This is a genomic window from Agrobacterium sp. DSM 25558 (genome assembly GCF_900100825.1).
GTDB lineage: Bacteria > Pseudomonadota > Alphaproteobacteria > Rhizobiales > Rhizobiaceae > Agrobacterium.
The window spans coordinates 48,118-69,444 of sequence record NZ_FMUD01000028.1 but is presented as its reverse complement, the minus strand read 5'-3'; the positions used below and the strand labels follow the sequence as shown (position 1 = coordinate 69,444).

The window sequence follows — 21,327 nt, the reverse complement described above, 5'->3', positions numbered from 1 at the left end:
TCTCCGCCTTAAGGCGACGCGCAAGTTCTTCGATGCCATCATGGTCGTTCCCGACACAAAAGCTTGCACCAGAGGGTGAAACCGCAACGTCGAGACGCTCCTTCGACACGTCGATACCAACGATAATATCCATCTTATCCCATCCTTGCCTAATCGGGCTTTGCACGCGCAAGCGGCCCTGGCGACTGTTCGGGTTCGATGGAACGGCGGATGCACAACCGGGCTCTGCCACGGGCTTGGTGTCCCTAAGGGGCTTCGGTCTCACATCCGCCACCGCACAGGGCAGTACACACCCAAAGGACGGTGAAGGGAAGTTACAAGGGGGTAAAGCCACACCCGCGACGCCCCACCAACCCCACCAACCCCATAAAACCCAAAAACCCCGAATGTCGCCATCCGGGGTTTCAGTATTCAGTCCAACAGGCCAGAGACGATTATTCGTCGTCGCCTTCGCCGTTGAATTCTGCGTCTGGATCAAAGAAGTCTTCTGGACGAAGAGCATCTTCGTCAACGCCGTAGATGGCGTCGGCGGATGTGAGGCTTTCGCCCTTGGCCTGACGCTCTGCTTCTTCAGCCGAACGGGCAACGTTCAGTTCAACCTGAAGCTCGACTTCTGCGTGCAGGTGAAGTGTTACGTTGTGCAGGCCGATGGTCTTGATCGGTGTGTTGAGTTCGACCTGGTTGCGGCCGATGTTGAAGCCTTCAGCGCCGAGGATTTCAACAACGTCACGAGCAGCAACAGAGCCGTACATCTGGCCGGTTTCGCCAGCGGAACGAACAACGATGAAGCTCTTGCCTGCCAGTGCGTCGGCAACGGTCTGGGCTTCGGACTTGCGCTCAAGGTTACGAGCTTCGAGCGTTGCGCGCTCGGATTCGAAACGGGTCTTGTTGGAAGCGTTGGCGCGAAGTGCCTTGCCGTGTGGCAGCAGGAAGTTACGTGCGTAGCCATCGCGAACCTTTACGGTTTCGCCCATCTGGCCAAGCTTTGCGATGCGTTCGAGAAGAATGACTTCCATCTTCTTGATCCTTTCTAAGGTTTGGTTTCGTTATTGTCAGGTTTCCGTGGTGGCGTGAGGGAGATCGTGCTGCGCACGTCGCTCAAACCAAGCACAAGAATGAGAAGCAGCGGAAAGACGAAAACCGCCGATATGTAGCTGAGAACCAGAACCGGCCAGCGCCAGTCCTTGCCCTTGGAACGATGATGCAGTGAAGCATAGCCTGCCATGACGAAGCCCGCGCCGAAGGTGCCGCAGACAACAGCGCCGACCATCGCCACGGTGCCGCCGAGGAAGGTCAGAACAATGCCGCCGAGGAAGATGAAGATCGCGTTGCGGTGCATGCGCAGTGCTGCTGCAATGTCTTCACGCGGGCGCAAGCCCTTGCCGAAAGAGCGAACCGCACGGCTGGCGAAATAATAGGCCGCAAACAGCATGATGACCCAGAGACCGCCCTGAACCATCGGCAGCATCAGCACCAACAGTGTTTTCGTCTGCGCAAGTGCCGTCGCATCCGGTGTGAAGGATGCTTCACGCGTTTGCACCGACGCCATCATCACATCGACCAGTTGCGACACGAGATCGGGGCCGTAGCCAATCATCGTGCCGAGGACGATGACGGAGACGGTGATGAGCGCGCAGAGATGCAGGACGATGCCCGAAAGCGGATACCATGCCATCAGATCATCAGGGCCACCCAGTTCGGATGCCGGACGAGCGAGGTTAGCAAGGTGAGACAGCCAGCCAGCCGGGATCAGCGTGAATATCGCGATCGTCACGGCAAAGATGGGGGATACGGCGAGGGTGCCGAGGACACCTGCCGACAGAATGGCAATGATGGCCGATACATTGCCCCAGCCCAGCCCGGCAACGAGAACCGGCATGGCGGAGGCAGCATAAAGCAGGAAAGACATCGACGACTGTGCGGTTGCGCCAAGCGTTAGAAACGCTGCGCATATGCCGGCAAGAATGCCGGGAATCAGCACTGTCTGGTTCAATTTTGGCAAGTCGCTGTCCTGCTGAACTTTGTAGCAGTTAGAGGATGGTCCGTTAGAACCGCGTCCCCAACATGGGTTTTCATTTCAAGATCGATCCACGCCCAACGCGGAAGGATGTCGTCATGCAGAAAACGAGGCCGCGCAAAAGCGCAGCCTCGCAGATTATATTAGGTCAGAACGTATGGCAGCAGGCCGAGGAAACGAGCGCGCTTGATCGCCTGAGCGAGTCGCGCTGCTTCTTCTGGGAAACAGCTGTGATACGGGAAGGAACGATCTTGCCACGCTCAGAAATGTAGCGCTGCAGAAGACGTACGTCCTTGTAGTCGATCTTCGGAGCGTTTGCGCCGGAGAAAGGGCACGTCTTGCGACGGCGGTGGAACGGGCGGCGTGCCTGGGAAGAAGATGCGTCAGCCATTATATATGCTCCTTATGCACGGTCTTCGCGCGGACGGCGCGGACGGTCTTCACGGTCGCCGAAGCCACCTTCGCGAGGTGGACGAGGACCACGATCGAAGCCACCTTCACGTGGGCCACGGTCAGGACGGTCGCCATCGCGGCGAGGACGGTCGTCACGGTCGCGCTTCTGCATCATTGCAGATGGGCCTTCTTCGTGGGCTTCCACGGAGATGGTCATGTAGCGAAGAACGTCTTCATTGATACGCATCTGGCGCTCGATTTCGTGGATCGCCGGTGCTGGAGCATCGATGTCCATCAGAGCGTAGTGAGCCTTGCGGTTCTTCTTGATGCGGTATGTCAGGGACTTCAGACCCCAGTTTTCGACGCGTCCGACCTTACCGCCGTACGATTCGATAACGCCCTTGTACTGCTCGACAAGTGCGTCGACCTGCTGGGCAGTGATATCCTGCCGGGCAAGGAAGATGTGTTCGTAAAGAGCCATTTAAGCTTTGCCTTTCTTGCGTTTCATTCATCACCCGGCAACGGCGCTAAGCCTCAACGACTGCTCCTGTTTGGCAAAAGCCAAGGGCAAGAAAAGCGTTGTTCGAGACGGTCGAGAGCGGAGACACGGGAGGCCGGAAACCTTATGGTCCTGCTGTTTCGTCACCGAAACCAGCCCTCCGTTCAGCCACCAGCCAATTGGACCGGGTGTTGTGAACAGCGCGCTTATACGGATTTTTGGGCCGAATGCAAGCGCGCTGCCCGAAAAAGCATGGTTTGTGCCGCGTCAGATCGGCATTGGGTACTGCCGGTGAATGTCGGCAATGCTCTTCAGGACCTCGTCCGAAAGCTTGATATCGGCTGCTGCGATATCCGTCTTCAACTGTTCCATGGTTGTTGCGCCGATGATGGAGGATGCCATGAACGGACGGGACAGGGTGAAGGCGATGGCGAGTTGGGCTGGGTCCAGGTCGTGTTCGTAAGCCAGTTCGAGATAGGCCTTCACCGGCGCTTCCTGCAAGGGCTGCAAACGTCCGCCAATATCCTTATTGATCGAACCGCGTGAACCGTCCGGGCGACCGCCGTTCTGGTATTTGCCGGTCAGGATGCCGCCCGCCAGTGGTGAGTAGGCCAGCAGGCCGACCTGTTCGTGGTGGGAGACTTCGGCCAGGTCCAGATCGAAAGACCGATACAGAAGATTATATTCGTTCTGGATCGAGGCGACGCGCGGCAGGCTGTTGGCTTCGGCAATGTCGATGTATTTCTGCGTCCCCCAGGCGCTTTCGTTGGAAAGCCCGATGGCGCGGATTTTGCCGGCCTTGACCAGTTCGCCCAGCGTTTCCAGCTTTTCGGTGATTTCGGACAGTGTCTTTTCGGTGTTCTGCGTCGAGGCGTCGAAACCCCAGACGCCGCGGAAGTGGTAGGTGCCGCGGTTGGGCCAGTGGATCTGGTAGAGATCGATGTAATCCGTTTTCAGACGCGCAAGGCTGGTATCGACGGCTTCGCGAATCGAGGCGGCATCGATATCGCGGCCACCTCTGATGTAGTCACGACCGGAGCCTGCGACCTTGGTGGCCAGCACGATATCCTTGCGCTTGCCGGTCTTCTGGAACCATGTGCCGATATATTCTTCGGTGCGGCCCTGCGTTTCAGGCGAAACCGGCGTGGTGGGATAAAGCTCGGCGGTGTCGAAGAAATTGACGCCGTTTTCGACGGCATAATCCATCTGTTCGTGCGCTTCGGCCTCGGTGTTCTGCGTGCCCCACGTCATGGTGCCGAGGCAGATTTCCGACACGGAAATGCCCGTACGTCCCAGGGTGTTATGTTTCATGGAAATGTCCTGATGATTGGCTGATGGCTTGGAAGGTGCGCTGGAGACTATCTCTGATTTGGCCAAGCGCAAGAAAAAACATTCCAGAAAATTCGATGCTTATGGCCATTCTCAAGCGATTTATCTCTCAAGGGTAGCAATTCAGGTCTGACTATTGCAAAAACGGGGATGCATTTCCCTTTTTGCGCGCAACCATCTTCTGCTGTGTGCATTTGGGTTCGATCATAAACCAGCGCGGAGGACCGTGAATGACAGACAGTGCAGCAATTGCGCAGCCGACAAAAGTTGATGATAAGGCGGTACCACCGGCAACAGGACGATGGAAACTCATCGGTCCCGGCATCGTCGCTGCCGCCACCGGTGTGGGCGCAGGCGACCTCGTTGCCACGCTGATTGCCGGTTCCCGATTCGGTTATGCGCTTTTGTGGGCTGCTGTCCTCGGCTGCATCGTGAAGATAGCTTTGGCAGAGGGTTCCGCTCGCTACCATCTGGCCACCGGTTCCACCATGCTGGAAGGCTGGCGGTCGCTGGGCAAATGGACCAGCTGGTATTTCGGCATCTACATCATGGTCTGGGGTTTCGTGTATGGCGCAACGGCCATGAGCGCCACGGCCCTGCCACTCGCCGTCTTCTTTCCCTCCGTGCCTCTGTGGATATGGGCCGTGCTGACAGGACTTTCCTGCGCCGCCTTTGTGGCCTTCAACCGTTATGACGCCTTCGAAACTGTCATGAAGATTTTCATCGGCATCATGTTCGTCATCGTGATCGGCATTGCCATTATGGTCTCGCCGAATGTCGGTGAAGCCGTAACGGGCCTTATTCCGTCCATACCCGAGGGATCGGCTATCTATACGCTCGGCCTCATCGGCGGTGTCGGCGGCACCATCACCATGGCGTCCTATGGTTATTGGGTGAATGCCAAGGGCTGGCGCACACCGGCATGGATGGGCGTGATGCGGCTTGATAACCGTGTCGCCTATATCGTCACCGGCATGTTCGTCGTGGCCATGCTCATCATCGGTGCCGAACTGCTCTACGCATCGCAGATTGCGCTTTCGACAGGCGATCGCGGCCTTCTCGATCTCGACCGGGTGCTGGAGGAACGATTCGGCAGCACCATGTCCACGCTGTTCCTGATCGGCTTCTTCGCTACGGCCATCTCATCGGTGCTGGGCGTCTGGCAGGGCGTGTCCATGCTGTTTGCGGATTTCGTGCGTGGCATCAAGGGAGAGACCGGCTCCCGTGAAGGGCTGGAAAAGACGCCTGCCTTCCGCTTCTATCTCTTCTGGCTGACGATCCCGCCTATGGTGTTGCTGTTCCTCGGACGGCCGTTCCTGCTCGTCATTATCTATGGTGCGCTCGGAGCCTTCTTCATGCCTTTCCTGGCGTTGACGCTGATCTGGCTGCTCAACTCCTCACGCGTGCCGAAGGAGTGGCGCAGCGGCTGGCTATCCAACGGTCTGTTGGGCATTTCCGCGCTGCTGTTCATCGTTCTGTGCATCAGCGAAGTGATCGGGCTGTTTACGCGGTGAAGCGCCGATTACGGGGTGTGAGAGGTGGACAGACACCTGCCGCACCCCGCAAAGCCTTGACTCCGCTGGCCGGAATGTGAATGGAAGTCCCCAAGAAAATAAGAGAAGGGATGGATCCCATGGCTATTGCATTCACATTTCCGGGTCAGGGCAGCCAGGCTGTCGGTATGGGCAAGGAGCTTGCCGAGAACTTCGCAGAGGCACGCGCTGTCTTTGAAGAGGTCGATGAGGCGCTTGGTCAGAAGCTTTCCGACATCATGTGGAATGGCCCAGAGGAAACACTGACGCTGACGGCAAATGCGCAGCCAGCGCTGATGGCCGTCTCCGTTGCCGTCATGCGGGTGCTGGAAGCACGCGGGCTAAAGCTTGCCGACAAGGTTTCCTACGTCGCCGGTCATTCGCTTGGCGAATATTCGGCGCTCTGTGCTGCCGGAACATTCTCACTATCAGATACCGCCCGTCTGCTGCGAATTCGTGGCAATGCCATGCAGGCCGCAGTGCCGGTGGGTGAGGGCGCTATGGCTGCCATCATCGGTCTTGAGCATGGCGATGTCGAAGCCATCTGCACGGAAGCGGCTGTCGGTGGCGTTTGCCAGATCGCCAATGACAATGGTGGTGGACAGCTGGTCATTTCCGGCTCGAAAGCTCCGGTGGAGAAGGGTGCGGTACTGGCATCCGAAAAAGGCGCAAAGCGCGCCATCATGCTGCCGGTATCAGCGCCCTTCCATTCCGCACTGATGGCACCTGCTGCTGACGCCATGCGCGCGGCGCTGGCTGATGTGGCCAAGAAGAGCCCAATCGTGCCTGTTATTGCTAACGTGCGTGCAGCACCGGTGTCGGATGCCGAAGAGATTGCCAGACTGTTGGTCGAACAGGTAACGGGCCAGGTGCGCTGGCGCGAAACCGTGGAGTGGTTTGCGGCAAATGATGTTACGACACTCTACGAAATCGGCTCCGGCAAAGTGCTGACCGGCCTCGCTCGCCGCATCGACAAGACGGTGAGTGGTGTTGCCGTCGGCACGCCTTCCGATATCGATGCCGCTCTGACAACACTTCTCGGCTGAGTTCTAAAGATAGACAAAGGATAAACATCATGTTTGATCTGACCGGCCGCAAGGCTCTCATTACAGGTGCAACCGGTGGTATCGGCGAAGAAATCGCCCGCACGCTGCATGCACAGGGCGCAACCGTTGGCCTTCACGGCACCCGCGTCGAAAAGCTGGAAGCGCTTGCCTCCGAGCTTGGCGACCGCGTCAAGATTTTCCCGGCCAACCTTGCCGACCGCGCTGAAGTCAAGGCGCTGGGCGAAAAGGCCGAGGCCGAGCTTGGTGGCGTCGACATTCTCGTCAACAATGCCGGCATCACCAAGGATGGCCTGTTCGTGCGCATGAGCGATGAGGACTGGGACAACGTTCTCGAAGTCAACCTGACCTCGATGTTCCGCCTGACGCGTGAACTGACACATCCGATGATGCGCCGCCGGTTTGGTCGCATCATCAACATCACCTCCATCGTCGGCGTAACCGGTAATCCCGGTCAGGCGAATTACTGCGCATCGAAGGCTGGCATGATTGGTCTGTCGAAGTCGCTGGCGCAGGAAATCGCCACACGCAACGTCACCGTCAACTGCGTTGCACCGGGTTTCATCGAAAGTGCGATGACCGGCAAGCTGAACGACAAGCAGAAAGAAGCCATCATGGGTGCCATTCCCATGAAGCGCATGGGCACCGGTGCAGAAATCGCATCGGCTGTTCTTTATCTTGCGTCCAACGAAGCAAGCTATATGACTGGTCAGACGTTGCACGTTAATGGCGGCATGGCGATGATTTAAGAATCGTCCCACTGACGCGCGATGTTGGAAAATTGCCTGTAGAGCAAGATGCTTAGCACTATTTTAAGGCTTTTTTCCCGCAACAAACCGTGTTAAGCGGGCGAAGACTGTGAACAGTCGTCCCGGAACCAAAGGCGACCGTTGCGATTTCTTAGCGCGATGTTTAGCTTGAACCGGGTTGAACGGGTTTGCCCACGGTACCTGCAAAAGGTACTTGGGGATTTTAACAGGGCAGGGTGTCTGAAGAGGGCATTCCTTTCAAAGTAAAGGTCGAGGAAACCGACATGAGCGATATCGCAGAACGCGTAAAGAAAATTGTAGTTGATCATCTTGGCGTCGACGCCGAAAAAGTCGTCGAGGGCGCAAGCTTTATCGACGATCTGGGCGCTGACTCGCTCGACACCGTTGAACTGGTTATGGCGTTCGAAGAAGAATTCGGCGTTGAAATTCCAGACGACGCAGCTGACTCGATCCTGACTGTGGGCGACGCTGTCAAGTTCATCGAAAAGGCTCAGGCTTAATCGCTTGAAAAGCCAAGGGAAGGCATCTGCCTTCCCGATATGGCCCGGCCAGTCCGGGCCAATATTTTATTCTGTGTCACTTGGCATCGCACGAGTGCTGCAACAAATATAGCGATGATAGGGTAAGGGCGGAGCATTGGCGATGAGACGTGTCGTTATCACCGGTACCGGCATGGTATCTCCTCTTGGATGCGGAACGGAAATTACCTGGGAACGGCTTTTGGCTGGCCAGAACGGTGCTCGTCTCGTAACCGAGTTCGAGGTCGAAGATCTCCCTGCAAAAATTGCATGCCGCATTCCCGTCGGTGACGGTTCCAACGGAACTTTCAATGCCGATGACTGGATGGAGCCCAAAGAACAGCGCAAGGTCGACCCCTTCATCGTTTACGGCATGGCCGCAGCCGAGATGGCGCTCAATGATGCGGGCTGGCACCCGATGACCGGCACCGACGAAGACCAGATCATGACAGGTGTGCTGATCGGCTCCGGTATTGGCGGACTGGAAGGTATTGTCGAGGCTGGCTACACGCTGCGCGACAAAGGCCCACGCCGCATCTCTCCGTTTTTCATTCCCGGTCGTCTGATCAACCTCATTTCCGGCCAGGTTTCCATTCGTCACAAGCTGCGCGGACCCAACCACTCCGTCGTAACGGCCTGCTCCACCGGCGCACATGCCATTGGTGATGCCGCTCGTCTGATTATGTGGGGGGATGCCGATGTGATGGTGGCAGGTGGCGCGGAATCGCCCGTCTGCCGCATCTCGCTTGCCGGTTTCGCCGCCTGCAAGGCGCTGTCCACCCAACACAATGACGATCCGCAAAAGGCTTCGCGGCCCTATGACCGCGACCGTGACGGTTTCGTCATGGGCGAGGGTGCCGGCATTGTTGTTCTGGAAGAGCTGGAACACGCAAAGGCCCGCGGCGCAAAGATTTATGCGGAAGTCGTCGGCTATGGCCTGTCCGGCGACGCGTTCCACATCACGGCACCATCAGAAGATGGTGAAGGCGCTTACCGTTGCATGTCCATGGCGCTGAAGCGCGCTGGCCTGACGCCTGCCGATATCGACTACATCAACGCCCACGGCACATCGACCATGGCCGACACGATCGAGCTTGGCGCTGTCGAGCGTCTGGTTGGCGATGCGGCTTCGAAGATTTCCATGTCGTCCACCAAGTCGGCAACGGGCCACCTGTTGGGTGCAGCCGGTGCCATCGAGGCAATTTTCGCTGTTCTCGCCATTCGCGACAACATCGTGCCACCAACGCTCAATCTCGACAATCCCGATGTCGAGACGGAGATCGACCTGGTGCCGCACAAGGCGCGCAAGCGAACCGTCAATGTCGCTCTGTCCAATTCCTTCGGTTTTGGCGGCACCAACGCGTCGCTGGTTCTTCGTCGTTACGAAGCTTGAGGCCGATCGGCTCTTGCCGTTTCGTCAGGAATCGCAGAAAACCATCCTGTTTCCCGGTGTAACAACCGGGATGCTTGTAATGCTGCCTGTTAGGGCGGCTTGAAAGTTTGGAAACGCTCGCTTCCCTGTAAAAGGACGAGCATTGATGTTTCCTTATGTACCGAGTGCAGATTAGCCTGCCGAACCTGTTTTTGCCGCATTGCCTGCTCACATAAGCCGCTGTAATGCCGAACTGAAAAGGACCGCCGGTGAGCGATACGAGAGATGACAATCAGGCCCCTTATGGACGTGAAGGCTCTAGCGAGAGCAAGGGCGGCCCGATCATTCCGAAATCACCGACAGAGGCACTGAGACCAGAGCGTGTACCGGCCCCGCCAAAACGCTCCCGCAAGGCGCATAGCCAGGTGGTGATCTTTCTCAACTTCCTCATGACGCTGGTGGTTGCCGTCTGCGTGGTCGGTATTGCCGCCTTCTACTACATGATCAATTCGTTTCATGAGCCGGGTCCTCTGGAGCTTAATAAGACGATCACGGTTCGCAATGGTGCCGGTCTTGTCGAAATCGCCAATAATCTGGAGCGTGAAGGTGCGATCTCGAATGCCCGCATCTTCCGCCTGATGGCAGACCGTTACATGTCGCCAAGCCAGACGCCGAAGCCTGGCGAATATGAAGTCAAAGCCCGCACATCTATGAAGGACATTCTGGCCCTGCTGGAATCCGGCAAGTCCATTCTCTACAGCGTGTCCATGCCGGAAGGTCTGACCGTAAAGCAGATGTTCATGCGCCTTGCGGCCGAAACGACGCTTGAGGGTGACCTGCCAGCGCAGCTGCCGCCGGAAGGCTCCTTGCGGCCGGACACCTATCCCTTCACGCGCGGCACGAAGCGCGAGGAAATCGTCAACCAGATGCGCGCGGCCCAGACGCGGCTGGTTCAGGCGACATGGGAACGTCGCGACCCGGATCTGCCGATCAAGACCATTGAAGAATTCGTCACGCTTGCTTCCATCGTAGAGAAGGAAACCGGCAAGGATGACGAGCGCGGGCATGTGGCATCCGTCTTCTACAATCGCATGAAAAAGAACATGCGGCTGCAATCCGACCCGACCATCATCTATGGATTGTTCGGCGGTGAGGGCAAACCTGCGGACAGACCGATCTACCAGTCCGATCTGCAAAAAGAGACACCCTACAACACCTACATCATCCGTGGCCTGCCGCCGCACCCTATCGCCAATCCGGGCCGGGCAGCGCTTGAAGCGACGGCTAATCCCTGGCGCACCGACGATCTCTATTTCGTCGCGGATGGAACTGGCGGTCACACCTTCGCCAAGACGCTAGATGAGCACAACACCAATGTTCGCCGCTGGCGCAAGATAGAGGCCGAACGCACCGCCAATGGCGGCGTGCCGGAAACGGTAGTGGATGGCCAGCCTGACGGATCGCAGGCGGAACGGCCTCGCAGTAACTGATTTGATTGAGCGACCGCTGCTGCCCCGATTGGGCGGCAGCTTTTCATTTGGGGATATATTCAATGGCATTGCAATCCATGACAGGCTTTGCACGGACCGAAGGTTCGTGCGGGCGTTATCGCTGGGCGTGGGAACTCCGTTCCGTCAACGGCAAGGGGCTCGATCTTCGCCTGCGTCTGCCACCGGGCATGGAAGCGCTGGAAGTGGCGTTGCGCGACATTGCATCGAAGAGCCTTTCAAGGGGCAATATTCAGATCGCACTCAACACATCCGCATCCGAAGCGAAGATGGAGGCGGTGGTCAACCGCGACGCACTGGATGCCGTGCTGGCGCTCAAACGCGATCTGGGTGATGCCGTCAGCGATGCGCCACTCAGCTTCGATACGTTGCTTTCCGTGCGCGGACTGGTGGAGTTTCGGGAACCGGAAGAGGGTGCCGATGCGCAGGAAGCGCGCAATCGCGATATCATCGATGGCTTCACTGTGGCGATTGCGGCCCTGAAGACCATGCGGGAGCGGGAGGGCGAGGCGTTGTTCGGCATCCTTTCCGGCCACATCGATAAAATAGAACAACTGACTGGGATCATCGAAGCCGACCCCTCCCGTCAGCCTGAACAGATCAAAGCGCGGCTGGCGACCCAGATCGCCCTGATCGGCGACGGCAATGGCCTAGATAGCGACCGTCTGCACATGGAGGCCGTTCTACTCGCCACCAAGGCGGATCTCCGCGAGGAAATCGACCGTTTGATCGGCCATGTGGCTGCCGCGAGAGAGCTTTTGAGCAGCAGCGTGCCCATTGGGCGCAAGTTGGACTTTCTTGCACAGGAATTTAACCGGGAGTCGAATACAATCTGTTCCAAATCCAATGCCAGTGCTGTAACCGCTGCTGGTATAGAATTGAAAGTCGTGATCGATCAATTCCGCGAACAGGTCCAAAATCTGGAGTAGACCCCATGGCGTCCGCCAGCATTCCTCCCGTCCATATCGCCCGTAGGGGCCTGATGCTGGTTATTTCCTCGCCATCGGGGGCCGGCAAATCCACCATTGCCCGCAATCTGCTGGAGAAGGACAAGAATATCAGCCTGTCGGTCAGCGTCACGACCCGGGCGCGACGCCAGAGCGAAATTGACGGCATTCACTACCACTTCATTTCCAAGCGCGATTTCGAGCGGATGCGCGAAGGTGAAGAGTTGCTGGAATGGGCCGAGGTTCATGGCAACTATTACGGCACGCCGCGCGAACCGGTCGAAACCGCGATGGCCGAAGGCAAGGATATGCTGTTCGATATCGACTGGCAGGGGGCCGAGCAGCTTCAGGACAAGATGAAGGCGGACGTGGTTTCGATCTTCATTCTGCCGCCTACGATGACCGAGCTACAATCACGCCTGCACCGTCGCGCCGAAGACACCGAAGAGGTCATCCAGACCCGCCTCGCCAATTCCCGGTCCGAAATCGAGCATTGGCGTGACTATGACTACGTCATCCTCAATGACGACTTGCAGGCCGCATTCGAAGCGATCGAAGCCATCGTAAAAGCCGAACGCGTCCGCCGCGACCGCCGCCACGGAATGTTCGACTTCGTGCGCGAGTTGTTGGAAGAAGTGCCGGCAATGCCTGCGCGATGACACCTACTCGTTAGGCCTTATCTAAGAGGCTGCATCATCTGAAACATTGCGGTAAATCGACCTGAATCTCGAGCGGACTGAAGTGTTTCAGATTCTCGGTAATAACCGTCAAATCATATGCCTTGGCCGTGGCTGCGATGATCAAGTCGCTGACGCCGGGGTTATGTCCCCTGCTGCTCGCTGAATCTGCCAGTGCGCCCACAATTCGGGCAACGATGATGTCCATTGGCAGCACGCGATCACCGAATTGGTCCGTGATGGATTCAAGCCAAAATTGAAGCTTGCCCGCGCGTTCTATTGCTCCTCGGCGATGAAGGCTGCGCAATCCTTGTTCGATTTCCGCGATGGTCATGGCCGAAAGGTAAAGACTGTCGTTCTCCCCATGTTCGTGAAACCAAGCACGCACTTCTGTCGAGGGAGCAGATTTACCGGGGGCGAATTTTGAGATGATGTTGGTATCCAGCAGGAAGCCGTTACTCAAAATCGCTCTTCCTCATCGGAGACGGATTGCGCCCTATCTCCGCAGTATCCGGATAGCTCAGCAGAAAATCACCAAAATTGGGCCTGCTTCTGCTCAAGGCTTTCTTGGCAGCATCCGCTGCCTCAACGGAAACCAGCACTGCTGCCGGTTTCCCATGACGTGTGATCGTCACGAACTCACCCTTTGCGGCGTCATCGACCAAACCGGCAAAACCCGCCTTTGCTTCTGCGACACTGATGCTGGACATGCTTGCCTCAAAATTTGACCATATGTGGTCAATTTAGGCGCATTGTTTGCAGAAATCAATTCTCTGTAAGAGGAAGGCTTATAGCGAGTTCGCCAGTCTCACAAACTCTTCCACCGACAAGGTCTCGGCACGTCTCGTGGGGTCGATCCCGGCCTTTTCCAATAACGCCTCCCCACCGATGGATTTCACACTTTGGCGCAGCATTTTGCGGCGCTGGCCGAAGGCGGCTTCGGTGACTTTTTCGAGGCTGGCTGCGTCGCAGGGAAACGGTTTGTCCCTGGGTAGCAAGTGCACGACTGTTGATGTCACCTTGGGCGGCGGGCTGAAGGCTTGCGGCGGCACGTCGAAGACCATCTCGGGCACCGTGCGCCAGCCGGTGAGGACGCCGAGCCGACCGTAATGATTGTCGCCTTCTTCAGCGACGATCCGCTGGCCGACTTCCTTCTGAAACATCAGGGTCAGCGATAGCCAGAAGGGCGGCCATTGCTTTGGTAGCAGCCAGTTGATCAGCAGTTGCGTTCCGACATTATAGGGAAGGTTGGCGATAACGCGGACGGGCTCGCCTTTCGGCGCAAGAGTCTCGAAATCGACCTTGAGCGCATCACCTTCGATGACTTCGAGGCGGCCGGGATAATGATCGGAGATTTCGGCAAGCGCAGGAAGGCAGCGGCTGTCGCGCTCCACGGCGATCACCTTCTTCGCACCAAGCGATAGAATGGCGCGGGTGAGGCCACCGGGGCCGGGGCCAACCTCGAATACGGTCACGCCGTCGAGCGGGCCAGCTGTTCGGGCAATCTTCTGCGTCAGATTGAGATCGAGCAGAAAGTTCTGGCCGAGCGATTTCTTCGCATCGAGCCCGTGGCGCTGAATGACGTCGCGCAGTGGCGGAAGACCATCGATGGCTGCCATTACGCCGACACCTGACGGGCTGCGATCTCTGCCGCCATCTTCAAGGCGGCGACGAGGCTGGACTCGTTGGCAATGCCCTGTCCTGCAATGCCGAAAGCCGTGCCGTGGTCGGGCGATGTGCGAATGAACGGCAGGCCGAGCGTGACATTGACGGAATCATCGAAGCCGAGTGCCTTGGCGGGGATGAGCGCCTGATCGTGATACATGCACACCGCCACGTCGTAGCGCCTACGGGCGGCCTCGTGGAACATCGTATCGGCGGGCAGGGGGCCGAAAGCGTCGATGCCATCCTTGCGCAGCTGGATTGTTGCGGGATGGATGATGTCGCGATCCTCGGTGCCGATAGCGCCATCTTCGCCCGCATGCGGGTTGAGGCCCGCAACGGCAAGGCGAGGGGCTTCGATACCAAACTTGTCTCTAAGATCAGCAGCAATGATGCGGCAGGTTTCGATCACCAGTTCTTCCGTAAGTGCGGCTGGGACGTCTTTGACCGGGATATGGATGGTCACGGGTACCACGCGCAGCTTCGGCCCGGCAATCATCATGACCGGGGTAACGACCTGGCCGGTCAGCTTGTTGGCAAGTTCTGCCAGAAACTCGGTATGGCCGGGAAAACCGAAGCCCGCCTCATACAGCACCGATTTCGCGATGGGGTTGGTGACAACTGCCGACGTGCGTTTTTCAACGGTCAGCGAAACCGCTGTCTCGATTGCCTTGATGGTGGAGAGGGCCGTACCGACATGCGGTTGACCGACCTGTACGTCAAAGCCGACGGGAATGGGAAACACGGGCAAGGCATCCGGGAAAATGGATGCCGCCTGCTCAGGCTCACAGACGACCACATTCGCATTTATGCCAAGAAGGTTGGCCCTGCTGGCGATGACGTCAGGATCACCGATGAAGATAAACGGCGGAAGGCCGAGTTCCTTACGTTTTGCCCAGGCGACAACAGTGATATCGGGACCGATCCCGGCAGGATCGCCCTGTGTCAGGGCGAGAGGCAATGATTGCAGGGTCACGAAAGGCACTTTCACGTCAGGTGCTGGTAATCTGGGCCTTCTTGCGCAGTTCTTCGAGATATTTCTTCTCGTTGGGGTTTTCACCCTTTTCAGCCTTCATCAGGTCTTCTGACCGGAAAACGACCTCGGCTGCGTAATCGTCAGACACCTGCTGCTTTTTGCAGATGGCCAAATATTCAACGCCTTTGTCCGTTACGCGCGTGCCGGTGGTGCCACCTTCAGGCGTCTTTTCCACCAGAGGCTTCCAATCCGGCGGCAATTCCGGCTCGAGCATGCGGCCAAGATCCTTGATCGATACATCCAGCATCGTTGCCGCAAAGGTCTTTGCCTGTTCGCAACCGGGATAGCGTTTGCGCGAGGCTTCTGCTTCCGACTTGCGCTTGCCCGTAATGGAATTGCGCTTGGCTTCTGGAATAACGAAAATGACCTGCTGCAGGAAATATTCGTTCGTCACAGGCTTGTTGCCGCGCTCTTTCAAACGCGTCACGAAATCCTGCGTCGACATCTTGTTACGGCCGCCATAGCGGGCGTTGACCAGACGTGGCCAGCTCATCTGGATGGCAATGAAGGATTTAAAATGTTCAGCGCCGACACCGGCCTGGGCAAGGACCTTGGTCAACTGGTCGGTGGTCATCTTGTTGGTGGACGCGAAACGCGCAAACGACGCATCGACATCTGCGGTGCTGACAGACATTTTGACGCGCGCGATTTCTTCACGCTTCAACGCCTCATCAATCAACTGCTCGCGAGCCTTTTCGGCAAGATTTCCGGACTGGCGCTGCAGCTTGAGAAAAGCCATGCGTCTTGCGATATCGTCAGTCGTGATCGGCGTTTTGTTGACCACCACCTTGACCGCAGTTGCCGCAAAAGCCTGGTTGGCTGGCAGCGTGACGGACATAGGAACTGCGAAAATCGCAAGGGCGAATGCAGCATTGCGCAACGCCGTCTTTCCGAAATTCATGCTGTTCTCTCCCTGTCGACACGTCGGTTCCCGATGGTGCCGACTTTGCTCTTTTAAACATCTCACAGTATCGGATGAAGCGGATATGACCGTCCGTCAACCGATAAAGTTGAATTTTGCTACAGTTTTAGCCTGAACGCGACCGTATATATCACTGAAATCAGTCAAACGACAATCGCTAGCGTTCCCAGACATTGAAGATATGTTGCGGCAAAACAGTGGCGTGCCAGCGATACTGCCGATCACGCTCTTTCAAAAAAAGCGGCGAAGTTTTCACTTCGCCGCGGTTTGAAATCAGAAGTTATTGGGCTTCCAGCCGATATCGGCATCGTCCCAGTCCGTGCCAGCCGAACCCACGGTGATGTCACCCAGCGTTCTGAAGGCCAGACGCGCATTGACCGACCAATCATTCGCGGCCTCGTTGACTGTATTGATGTTGCCCACATCCGAATAGCTGACGGTGAAGATGGTGCATTCATCCTGATAGAGAAAGCCGATACGCCGCTCGCTGGAGAACTTATTGTTGACGTCATAATTGATCGCGCCGAACAGAGCCCAGTTATCATCGAGACGCAGCTTGCCAGATGCCTGAATGATGTCGCGTTTACGGTCGTAGCCGTATTCCGGCTGAGCGTCGACCTGGGTGTAGCTGACTTTGCCAGATACCCGGTTGTCGGTATAGGCGACAGCCGTTTCAGAGCGGTTGAGCTCGAGAGTATCCTTGTCGAACCGGAAGCTGGAGGACAACGACAGGCCGATCGGCGCGTCGATTGCTGCCATTGCAACGTAATCGGAACGATCCGTTTCCAGACCGGAATCCGCACCGACATTGACCAGATCGTTGGACGCGAACGAGTTTTCGCCAGCGAGATGGAACGACTGACCGGCAATGGCGCGAATACCGTAACCATTGTCGAATGTGCCGTTGTAGCGGAAGCCGAGATTGGCGCGGGTGCCGCCTTCGATGCGGTCGAAGCCCGAAAACTTGTCGCGCTCAAACAGATTGGTCGCATCGAACACGAATGCCTGGGCATCTTCGTTGGGAAACTGGCCAGAATTGCTTTCGTTCGGACGAACGAAAATTTGGGCGATAGGCTCGATCACATGGCTGCTGTGAAGCGCTTTGAAAAGCACGGGATAACGGGCTTCGAGGCCGAACGTTGCCATGCCGCGCAGATTTGCGTCATTGTTGATCGAGCCATCATAGGCATATGTGCCGAACGAGTTTGCGGACATGTCATTCCACAATGCATCGCCGCGGGCTGCCACTAGCGGCGTCAGCAACAGACCGCTATCGAATGTAAAGGTCCGCTTCCATTCCGCCTCTGTCGAAAGGCGCGTGTAGTTTCCTTCGAGGCCATTATATCGCACGGATGGACCGAGGTTATATGCATCCTGCTCACGACGCGTCAGGCTGGTGAAATTGGTCGTCAGCGAAAGTTCGCCGCCATACACCGGATCGGGCAGGAAATAGCGGTAATCGAGGGCAGGGTGGACAATGGCCTGCTTGCGCTCCTGCGTTTCGCTCTCGTCATTGTCCTGAACGTTAAAATAATAGGCGTTCAAATCGAAGGAATTACGGTCGCCAAGGCCTGTCAGATAAAGCTTGTTGGTCTGAACGTCTGACTTGTAGTCCTTCAGACCATAGGTGCGCGAGAAGTTGTTGTCGGTCTGCACCATGGCATCCCAGCCGAACGACCAGCGTGGATTGATCTTGAACTCGCCTTTGGAGGCGATCATGGCGCGTGTGTCGTTCTGCGAATCGCTGGTATTGACGTCGAAATCCTGCGGGTTCATCTGGTTGATACCAGCCGCGCGCATCGTATGCGTTCCCATTTCGAAACGCTGGCGCAACTCACCCTCGAGCAGCAGACCCTGTGACGAGTAATAGGTCGGCGTGACAGTGACGTCAGCGGTATCGGACAGCACCTGGAAATAGGGCACGCCAATGCCGAAACCGAGATTGTCGGTCACGCTCATGCGCGGAAACAGGAAGCCGGACTTCCGTTTGACCGTGTTGTCTGGAACCGTGATGAACGGCAGATAGGCAATCGACTTGCCAAACAGCTCAAAGCGAGCCTTCTCAAGCCGCACCGTATGGGTCTTGCCGTCCTGAATGACGCGTTCTGCCTTGACCTGCCACAGAGGCGCTTTTTCTGGTCGTTCGGCGCAGGGAAGACATGCGGTGTAAACGCCGTTGTTCAGAACCATCACGTCCTGCGAAAGACGTTCGGCGCTTTCACCGGCAATGCGCGTATTGTCCGTCGTCTCGACACGAAGCGCGTTTATGAAGCCCTGTCCAAAATCGTCGGTAACGTCGAGTTCGTCCGCATAGATGCGGTTGCCGCCCGGTTCGATCAGTTCGATGTTGCCACGCGCAAGAACGCGCCCAGTGGACTGGTTATATTCGACGCGCTGGGAAACCATGCGGTAGCCGGAATAGTGCAGGCGCACGCCACCGGTCGCGATGACGCGTTCGGCATCTTTATTATAGGTAAGTTCGTTCGCTGTAAGCAGGAGTTTCGATTGGTCCTGAGGGTCGCCTACGATGACACCGTCTTCAGCGAAAACGCTGGAAGCGGTTGCAACATATGCGCACACAGCAGCACCAGTCAGAAGGGCTGTCGTAAGCCGTCTGATATTCCCGCGGTCAAATACCGCCACTAGCCGTCCTCCTGATGAAGCAGAATGGTTGCACCCAACGCCAACGCCACGACAACTGGAACCCAGACCGCAACGAAGGGAGGGACAACGCCGCTACTCCCGAATGCCCTTACGAGCACGGTTACTACATAAAGCACGAAGCCGGAAACGATTCCACCCAGAATCACGGAGCGAGACTGTGCAAAACGGCTGAACTTTAATGAAACAGTCGCGGCAATGAACGTCATGGCCACGAGAAGAAAGGGCATGGACAACAGGAAGTGGTACTGTGTCTCCAGCGCTTTGGAAGAGATTCCGAAAGACTGGGCTACCTCGATTTTGTGAGAAAGCTCAAAGAAAGCAACGGTTTCAGGCTGCGTCAAACGCTCCTGAACGAATTCCTGTCTCAGATTGGTACTGATTCGTGCCGAGGCTTCCCGGGTTGGCACATGGCCGGGGCGAATCTCTGCAACGTTGTTAAGAAGCCAGTAACCATCTTCCAACTTAGCCGACTGTGCGTCCTGACGTAAGAGGATATTACCGTCCTTATCGAGGTGTATAAGCACCACATCCTTTAGCAGGGTGCCGTTGTCCTCGAAGCTCTTGGCACCGATAATCGTGTCCTGCCCGCCGCTGCTCTGGCGAAGCCATGGAAGCACCTGCTGCTGGCGTGAAGCCCCGCCCTCGTTGCGCCATCCCGATTCGACCGCTAGAGATTTGCTTTCGCCCCAGGCTGCGATGGGGTTCAGCACCGTGATGGAGAGAATACCCAGAAGAATGGCACCGCCGACGAAGGGCAGAATGAACTGCCAAGCGGAAATACCGGCGGCTCGGGTGACCACCAGCTCATAACGGCGGTTGAGCGAAATCAACGTCGTCATGCCAACGAAAAGAGCGACGAAGGGAATGGTCTGCTGAAGGATGAGCGGCAGGCGCAGAGCCGTTAGGCCGAGCGCGGCAGGCACCGAATAACCGGGCAGGCCGGACATGCGTCGTGCCGTTTCGCTGAAGTCGGCCAGAAAAATGATCGCGGATACGCCAAGCAGGAACCAGACGGTCGTCATGAGATAACGGCGGAGGAAATAGCGGGAAAGCGTGCCAAACATCATGCGCTTTGCCCTCCGGAGCCGGATGCCTTGGGTGGCGAAAAGCGCTTCTGGATTCTTAGCAACGCATTGCCGAAAGCGCTCGGCATCCGCAGTTTCTGGCCGGTCAAGAGCAGGAACGTCGCAATGCCGCCGCTGACCACCGGAACCGCATAGACAAGCGGTATGAAGGCTGCACTCTGCTTGACCTGATTGGTGAAATAAAAGCCGAGCCAGCGCAGCATGAATGCGGTGAGAAGTGCCGCCACCATCGGATGCAGCCGGGCCTCACGATGGGAGCGGGCATCTCCTGCGACCACGAGCGAAATCAGCGCGAAGACGAAGGGGAACATCCAGTCCACCAGACGACGGTGCAGCTCAGATTGAAAGCCGCCCGGTGCTTTGCGGTAGCTTTCCACCGTTTCGTCCGGCGAGAGCAGGAATGACAGGCTCGCATCGCTGGATGAAATCGAAGGCTCGTTGTCGCCCTTCTCGGACATGGTGGACAGATCGAAGGCATAGGACAGGAACTTGACGACGGACACTTTACCATCCGGCGTCTTCTGCTGCACTTCGCCATCGCGCATGGTCAGCGACGTGCCGCCCTCATCGATCATGCCTTCCTTGGCGTAGTAGATGAGATCGTAGTTCGGATCACGCCGGTCAGCGACGAACAGACCGCGCAGGATACGCCCCTGACGCTCGCCGATCTGGACGTAAAGGCCATCCTGAATGGTGCGGAATGTTTTTTCTTCGATGACCGACGACAGGAGGTCGGCATAAGCCGCTGCAACCATCTGCCGTGCTGCCGTGCGTGCCGGTGGTTCTGCGAAATTGGTGATTCCAAAAGAAACGAGGCTCAGCACGGTTCCGAGAATCAGAATGGGCTTGAAGATGATCGTGCGCGGTGCGCCGGACGCATCGATGATCGCCAGCTCCGAATCGGTGTTCATCGCCGTCAGCGTCTGTGTGATGGCAATAACGAGGGCGAAGGGCAGGACGACCGGAATCAGCGTCGGCAACAGCATGGTCGCCAGCGTCACGAACGAACCCATGGACTGGCCGGTATCCGTAACGAGATTGATTCTTTGCAGAACCTGAATCGTCCAGATAATGGCCAGAACGGGTAAAAGCGCGACCAGAAACATCTGCGTCGTGCGTCGCAATATGTATCGTTCAAGAAGCGTCATTCGGTCCCTGATAAGGTATTTCCATTTTGTTCCCCCCGCGGGAACTTTTTCTATCTAGCTGCAACAATCGCGAATGGCGACTCCGGGACACTCACAAATCTGTCTTGCGCGGCAATTTTTCTTAACCCTGTGTCTTTTTGTTGGTCACGCCTTTTCTAATCTCCGCATGACTGATTCATAAAAT

Annotated in this window: 21 protein-coding genes and 1 pseudogene; 9 read left to right on the top strand and 13 right to left on the bottom strand. The window is 57.0% G+C overall.

The genetic code is table 11. From position 1 onward, the window contains the following. Positions 1–434: 434 nt before the first annotated feature. The 5 genes and pseudogenes from rplI to DSM25558_RS20650 form a co-directional block, all read right to left on the bottom strand. Positions 435–1,016 carry a 50S ribosomal protein L9 gene (rplI, locus tag DSM25558_RS20670; RefSeq protein WP_077106572.1) on the bottom strand — a complete coding sequence of 194 codons (582 nt, stop codon included), beginning with the start codon at positions 1,014–1,016 and terminating at the stop codon, positions 435–437. Between the two features lie 14 nt (positions 1,017–1,030). Continuing rightward, positions 1,031–2,002 carry a DUF2232 domain-containing protein gene (locus tag DSM25558_RS20665; RefSeq protein WP_077106571.1) on the bottom strand — a complete coding sequence of 324 codons (972 nt, stop codon included), beginning with the start codon at positions 2,000–2,002 and terminating at the stop codon, positions 1,031–1,033. A 158-nt stretch (positions 2,003–2,160) separates the two neighbouring features. After that, positions 2,161–2,408, bottom strand: a pseudogene (gene rpsR, locus DSM25558_RS20660) (30S ribosomal protein S18). 12 nt (positions 2,409–2,420) lie between these two features. After that, positions 2,421–2,891, bottom strand: coding sequence for a 30S ribosomal protein S6 (gene rpsF, locus DSM25558_RS20655; protein WP_067643934.1), 471 nt, complete (start codon positions 2,889–2,891; stop codon positions 2,421–2,423). Between the two features lie 285 nt (positions 2,892–3,176). After that, positions 3,177–4,220 carry an aldo/keto reductase gene (locus tag DSM25558_RS20650; protein ID WP_077106578.1) on the bottom strand — a complete coding sequence of 348 codons (1,044 nt, stop codon included), beginning with the start codon at positions 4,218–4,220 and terminating at the stop codon, positions 3,177–3,179. A 16-nt stretch (positions 4,221–4,236) separates the two neighbouring features. Between DSM25558_RS20650 and DSM25558_RS29680 the strand changes: the two genes are divergently transcribed. The 9 genes from DSM25558_RS29680 (at position 4,237) to gmk (ending at position 12,608) form a co-directional block, all read left to right on the top strand. Beyond that, positions 4,237–4,371, top strand: a complete 135-nt coding sequence (locus DSM25558_RS29680; RefSeq protein ID WP_256387085.1) for a hypothetical protein — start codon at positions 4,237–4,239, stop codon at positions 4,369–4,371. 97 nt (positions 4,372–4,468) lie between these two features. Beyond that, positions 4,469–5,752: an Nramp family divalent metal transporter gene (locus DSM25558_RS20645; protein ID WP_077106570.1), complete on the top strand. Its 1,284-nt coding sequence runs from the start codon at positions 4,469–4,471 to the stop codon at positions 5,750–5,752. 119 nt (positions 5,753–5,871) lie between these two features. Then, positions 5,872–6,816 (top strand): ACP S-malonyltransferase, encoded by a 945-nt coding sequence (fabD, locus tag DSM25558_RS20640; RefSeq protein ID WP_077106577.1) that lies wholly within the window; start codon positions 5,872–5,874, stop codon positions 6,814–6,816. Positions 6,817–6,845: 29 nt separating this feature from the next. After that, positions 6,846–7,583 (top strand): 3-oxoacyl-[acyl-carrier-protein] reductase, encoded by a 738-nt coding sequence (gene fabG, locus DSM25558_RS20635; protein ID WP_077106569.1) that lies wholly within the window; start codon positions 6,846–6,848, stop codon positions 7,581–7,583. A gap of 284 nt (positions 7,584–7,867) precedes the next feature. Then, positions 7,868–8,104 carry an acyl carrier protein gene (locus DSM25558_RS20630; RefSeq protein ID WP_006727438.1) on the top strand — a complete coding sequence of 79 codons (237 nt, stop codon included), beginning with the start codon at positions 7,868–7,870 and terminating at the stop codon, positions 8,102–8,104. 142 nt (positions 8,105–8,246) lie between these two features. Next, positions 8,247–9,515 carry a beta-ketoacyl-ACP synthase II gene (gene fabF, locus DSM25558_RS20625; protein ID WP_077106568.1) on the top strand — a complete coding sequence of 423 codons (1,269 nt, stop codon included), beginning with the start codon at positions 8,247–8,249 and terminating at the stop codon, positions 9,513–9,515. A 248-nt stretch (positions 9,516–9,763) separates the two neighbouring features. Continuing rightward, entirely contained in the window at positions 9,764–10,984 is a 1,221-nt protein-coding gene (mltG, locus tag DSM25558_RS20620; RefSeq protein ID WP_077106567.1) for an endolytic transglycosylase MltG, read from the top strand. Between the two features lie 62 nt (positions 10,985–11,046). Next, the gene (locus DSM25558_RS20615) at positions 11,047–11,931 is read left to right on the top strand and encodes a YicC/YloC family endoribonuclease (protein ID WP_077106566.1); all 885 of its coding nucleotides are present in this window, start codon (positions 11,047–11,049) and stop codon (positions 11,929–11,931) included. 5 nt (positions 11,932–11,936) lie between these two features. Further along, a complete protein-coding gene (gene gmk, locus DSM25558_RS20610) occupies positions 11,937–12,608 on the top strand; it encodes a guanylate kinase (protein ID WP_077106565.1) in 672 nt (223 codons plus the stop codon). A 34-nt stretch (positions 12,609–12,642) separates the two neighbouring features. Here gmk and DSM25558_RS20605 read toward each other — a convergent pair whose 3' ends face one another. The 8 genes from DSM25558_RS20605 to lptF form a co-directional block, all read right to left on the bottom strand. Continuing rightward, a complete protein-coding gene (locus DSM25558_RS20605; protein WP_077106564.1) occupies positions 12,643–13,089 on the bottom strand; it encodes a type II toxin-antitoxin system VapC family toxin in 447 nt (148 codons plus the stop codon). Further along, positions 13,082–13,336, bottom strand: coding sequence for a type II toxin-antitoxin system Phd/YefM family antitoxin (locus DSM25558_RS20600; protein WP_077106563.1), 255 nt, complete (start codon positions 13,334–13,336; stop codon positions 13,082–13,084). The genes DSM25558_RS20605 and DSM25558_RS20600 overlap by 8 nt, the downstream gene beginning before the upstream one ends. Before the next feature lie 78 nt (positions 13,337–13,414). Then, positions 13,415–14,245, bottom strand: coding sequence for a 16S rRNA (adenine(1518)-N(6)/adenine(1519)-N(6))-dimethyltransferase RsmA (gene rsmA / locus DSM25558_RS20595; protein ID WP_077106562.1), 831 nt, complete (start codon positions 14,243–14,245; stop codon positions 13,415–13,417). Continuing rightward, positions 14,245–15,264, bottom strand: a complete 1,020-nt coding sequence (pdxA, locus tag DSM25558_RS20590) for a 4-hydroxythreonine-4-phosphate dehydrogenase PdxA (protein ID WP_077106561.1) — start codon at positions 15,262–15,264, stop codon at positions 14,245–14,247. Before pdxA ends, rsmA begins: the two co-directional genes overlap by 1 nt. A 16-nt stretch (positions 15,265–15,280) precedes the next feature. Beyond that, positions 15,281–16,225: a SurA N-terminal domain-containing protein gene (locus DSM25558_RS20585; protein WP_077106560.1), complete on the bottom strand. Its 945-nt coding sequence runs from the start codon at positions 16,223–16,225 to the stop codon at positions 15,281–15,283. Positions 16,226–16,519: 294 nt separating this feature from the next. Next, complete coding sequence (locus tag DSM25558_RS20580) at positions 16,520–18,889, bottom strand: LPS-assembly protein LptD (RefSeq protein WP_077106559.1); 2,370 nt, start codon at positions 18,887–18,889, stop codon at positions 16,520–16,522. After that, on the bottom strand, positions 18,889–19,977 hold the full coding sequence (lptG, locus tag DSM25558_RS20575) for an LPS export ABC transporter permease LptG (protein ID WP_077106558.1): 1,089 nt from the start codon (positions 19,975–19,977) through the stop codon (positions 18,889–18,891). Before lptG ends, DSM25558_RS20580 begins: the two co-directional genes overlap by 1 nt. Next, on the bottom strand, positions 19,974–21,143 hold the full coding sequence (lptF, locus tag DSM25558_RS20570; RefSeq protein ID WP_077106557.1) for an LPS export ABC transporter permease LptF: 1,170 nt from the start codon (positions 21,141–21,143) through the stop codon (positions 19,974–19,976). The genes lptG and lptF overlap by 4 nt, the downstream gene beginning before the upstream one ends. Positions 21,144–21,327 lie beyond the last annotated feature (184 nt).

What these genes read in the sequence shown, in the direction of transcription:
- rplI (WP_077106572.1), bottom strand. Translation starts at nt 1,016, where the DNA reads ATGGAAGTCATTCTTCTCGAACGCATCGCAAAGCTTGGCCAGATGGGC.
- rpsF (WP_067643934.1), bottom strand. Translation starts at nt 2,891, where the DNA reads ATGGCTCTTTACGAACACATCTTCCTTGCCCGGCAGGATATCACTGCC.
- DSM25558_RS20650 (WP_077106578.1), bottom strand. Translation starts at nt 4,220, where the DNA reads ATGAAACATAACACCCTGGGACGTACGGGCATTTCCGTGTCGGAAATC.
- DSM25558_RS20645 (WP_077106570.1), top strand. Translation starts at nt 4,469, where the DNA reads ATGACAGACAGTGCAGCAATTGCGCAGCCGACAAAAGTTGATGATAAG.
- fabD (WP_077106577.1), top strand. Translation starts at nt 5,872, where the DNA reads ATGGCTATTGCATTCACATTTCCGGGTCAGGGCAGCCAGGCTGTCGGT.
- fabG (WP_077106569.1), top strand. Translation starts at nt 6,846, where the DNA reads ATGTTTGATCTGACCGGCCGCAAGGCTCTCATTACAGGTGCAACCGGT.
- DSM25558_RS20630 (WP_006727438.1), top strand. Translation starts at nt 7,868, where the DNA reads ATGAGCGATATCGCAGAACGCGTAAAGAAAATTGTAGTTGATCATCTT.
- fabF (WP_077106568.1), top strand. Translation starts at nt 8,247, where the DNA reads ATGAGACGTGTCGTTATCACCGGTACCGGCATGGTATCTCCTCTTGGA.
- DSM25558_RS20615 (WP_077106566.1), top strand. Translation starts at nt 11,047, where the DNA reads ATGGCATTGCAATCCATGACAGGCTTTGCACGGACCGAAGGTTCGTGC.
- gmk (WP_077106565.1), top strand. Translation starts at nt 11,937, where the DNA reads ATGGCGTCCGCCAGCATTCCTCCCGTCCATATCGCCCGTAGGGGCCTG.
- DSM25558_RS20600 (WP_077106563.1), bottom strand. Translation starts at nt 13,336, where the DNA reads ATGTCCAGCATCAGTGTCGCAGAAGCAAAGGCGGGTTTTGCCGGTTTG.
- rsmA (WP_077106562.1), bottom strand. Translation starts at nt 14,245, where the DNA reads ATGGCAGCCATCGATGGTCTTCCGCCACTGCGCGACGTCATTCAGCGC.
- DSM25558_RS20585 (WP_077106560.1), bottom strand. Translation starts at nt 16,225, where the DNA reads ATGAATTTCGGAAAGACGGCGTTGCGCAATGCTGCATTCGCCCTTGCG.
- lptG (WP_077106558.1), bottom strand. Translation starts at nt 19,977, where the DNA reads ATGATGTTTGGCACGCTTTCCCGCTATTTCCTCCGCCGTTATCTCATG.
- lptF (WP_077106557.1), bottom strand. Translation starts at nt 21,143, where the DNA reads ATGACGCTTCTTGAACGATACATATTGCGACGCACGACGCAGATGTTT.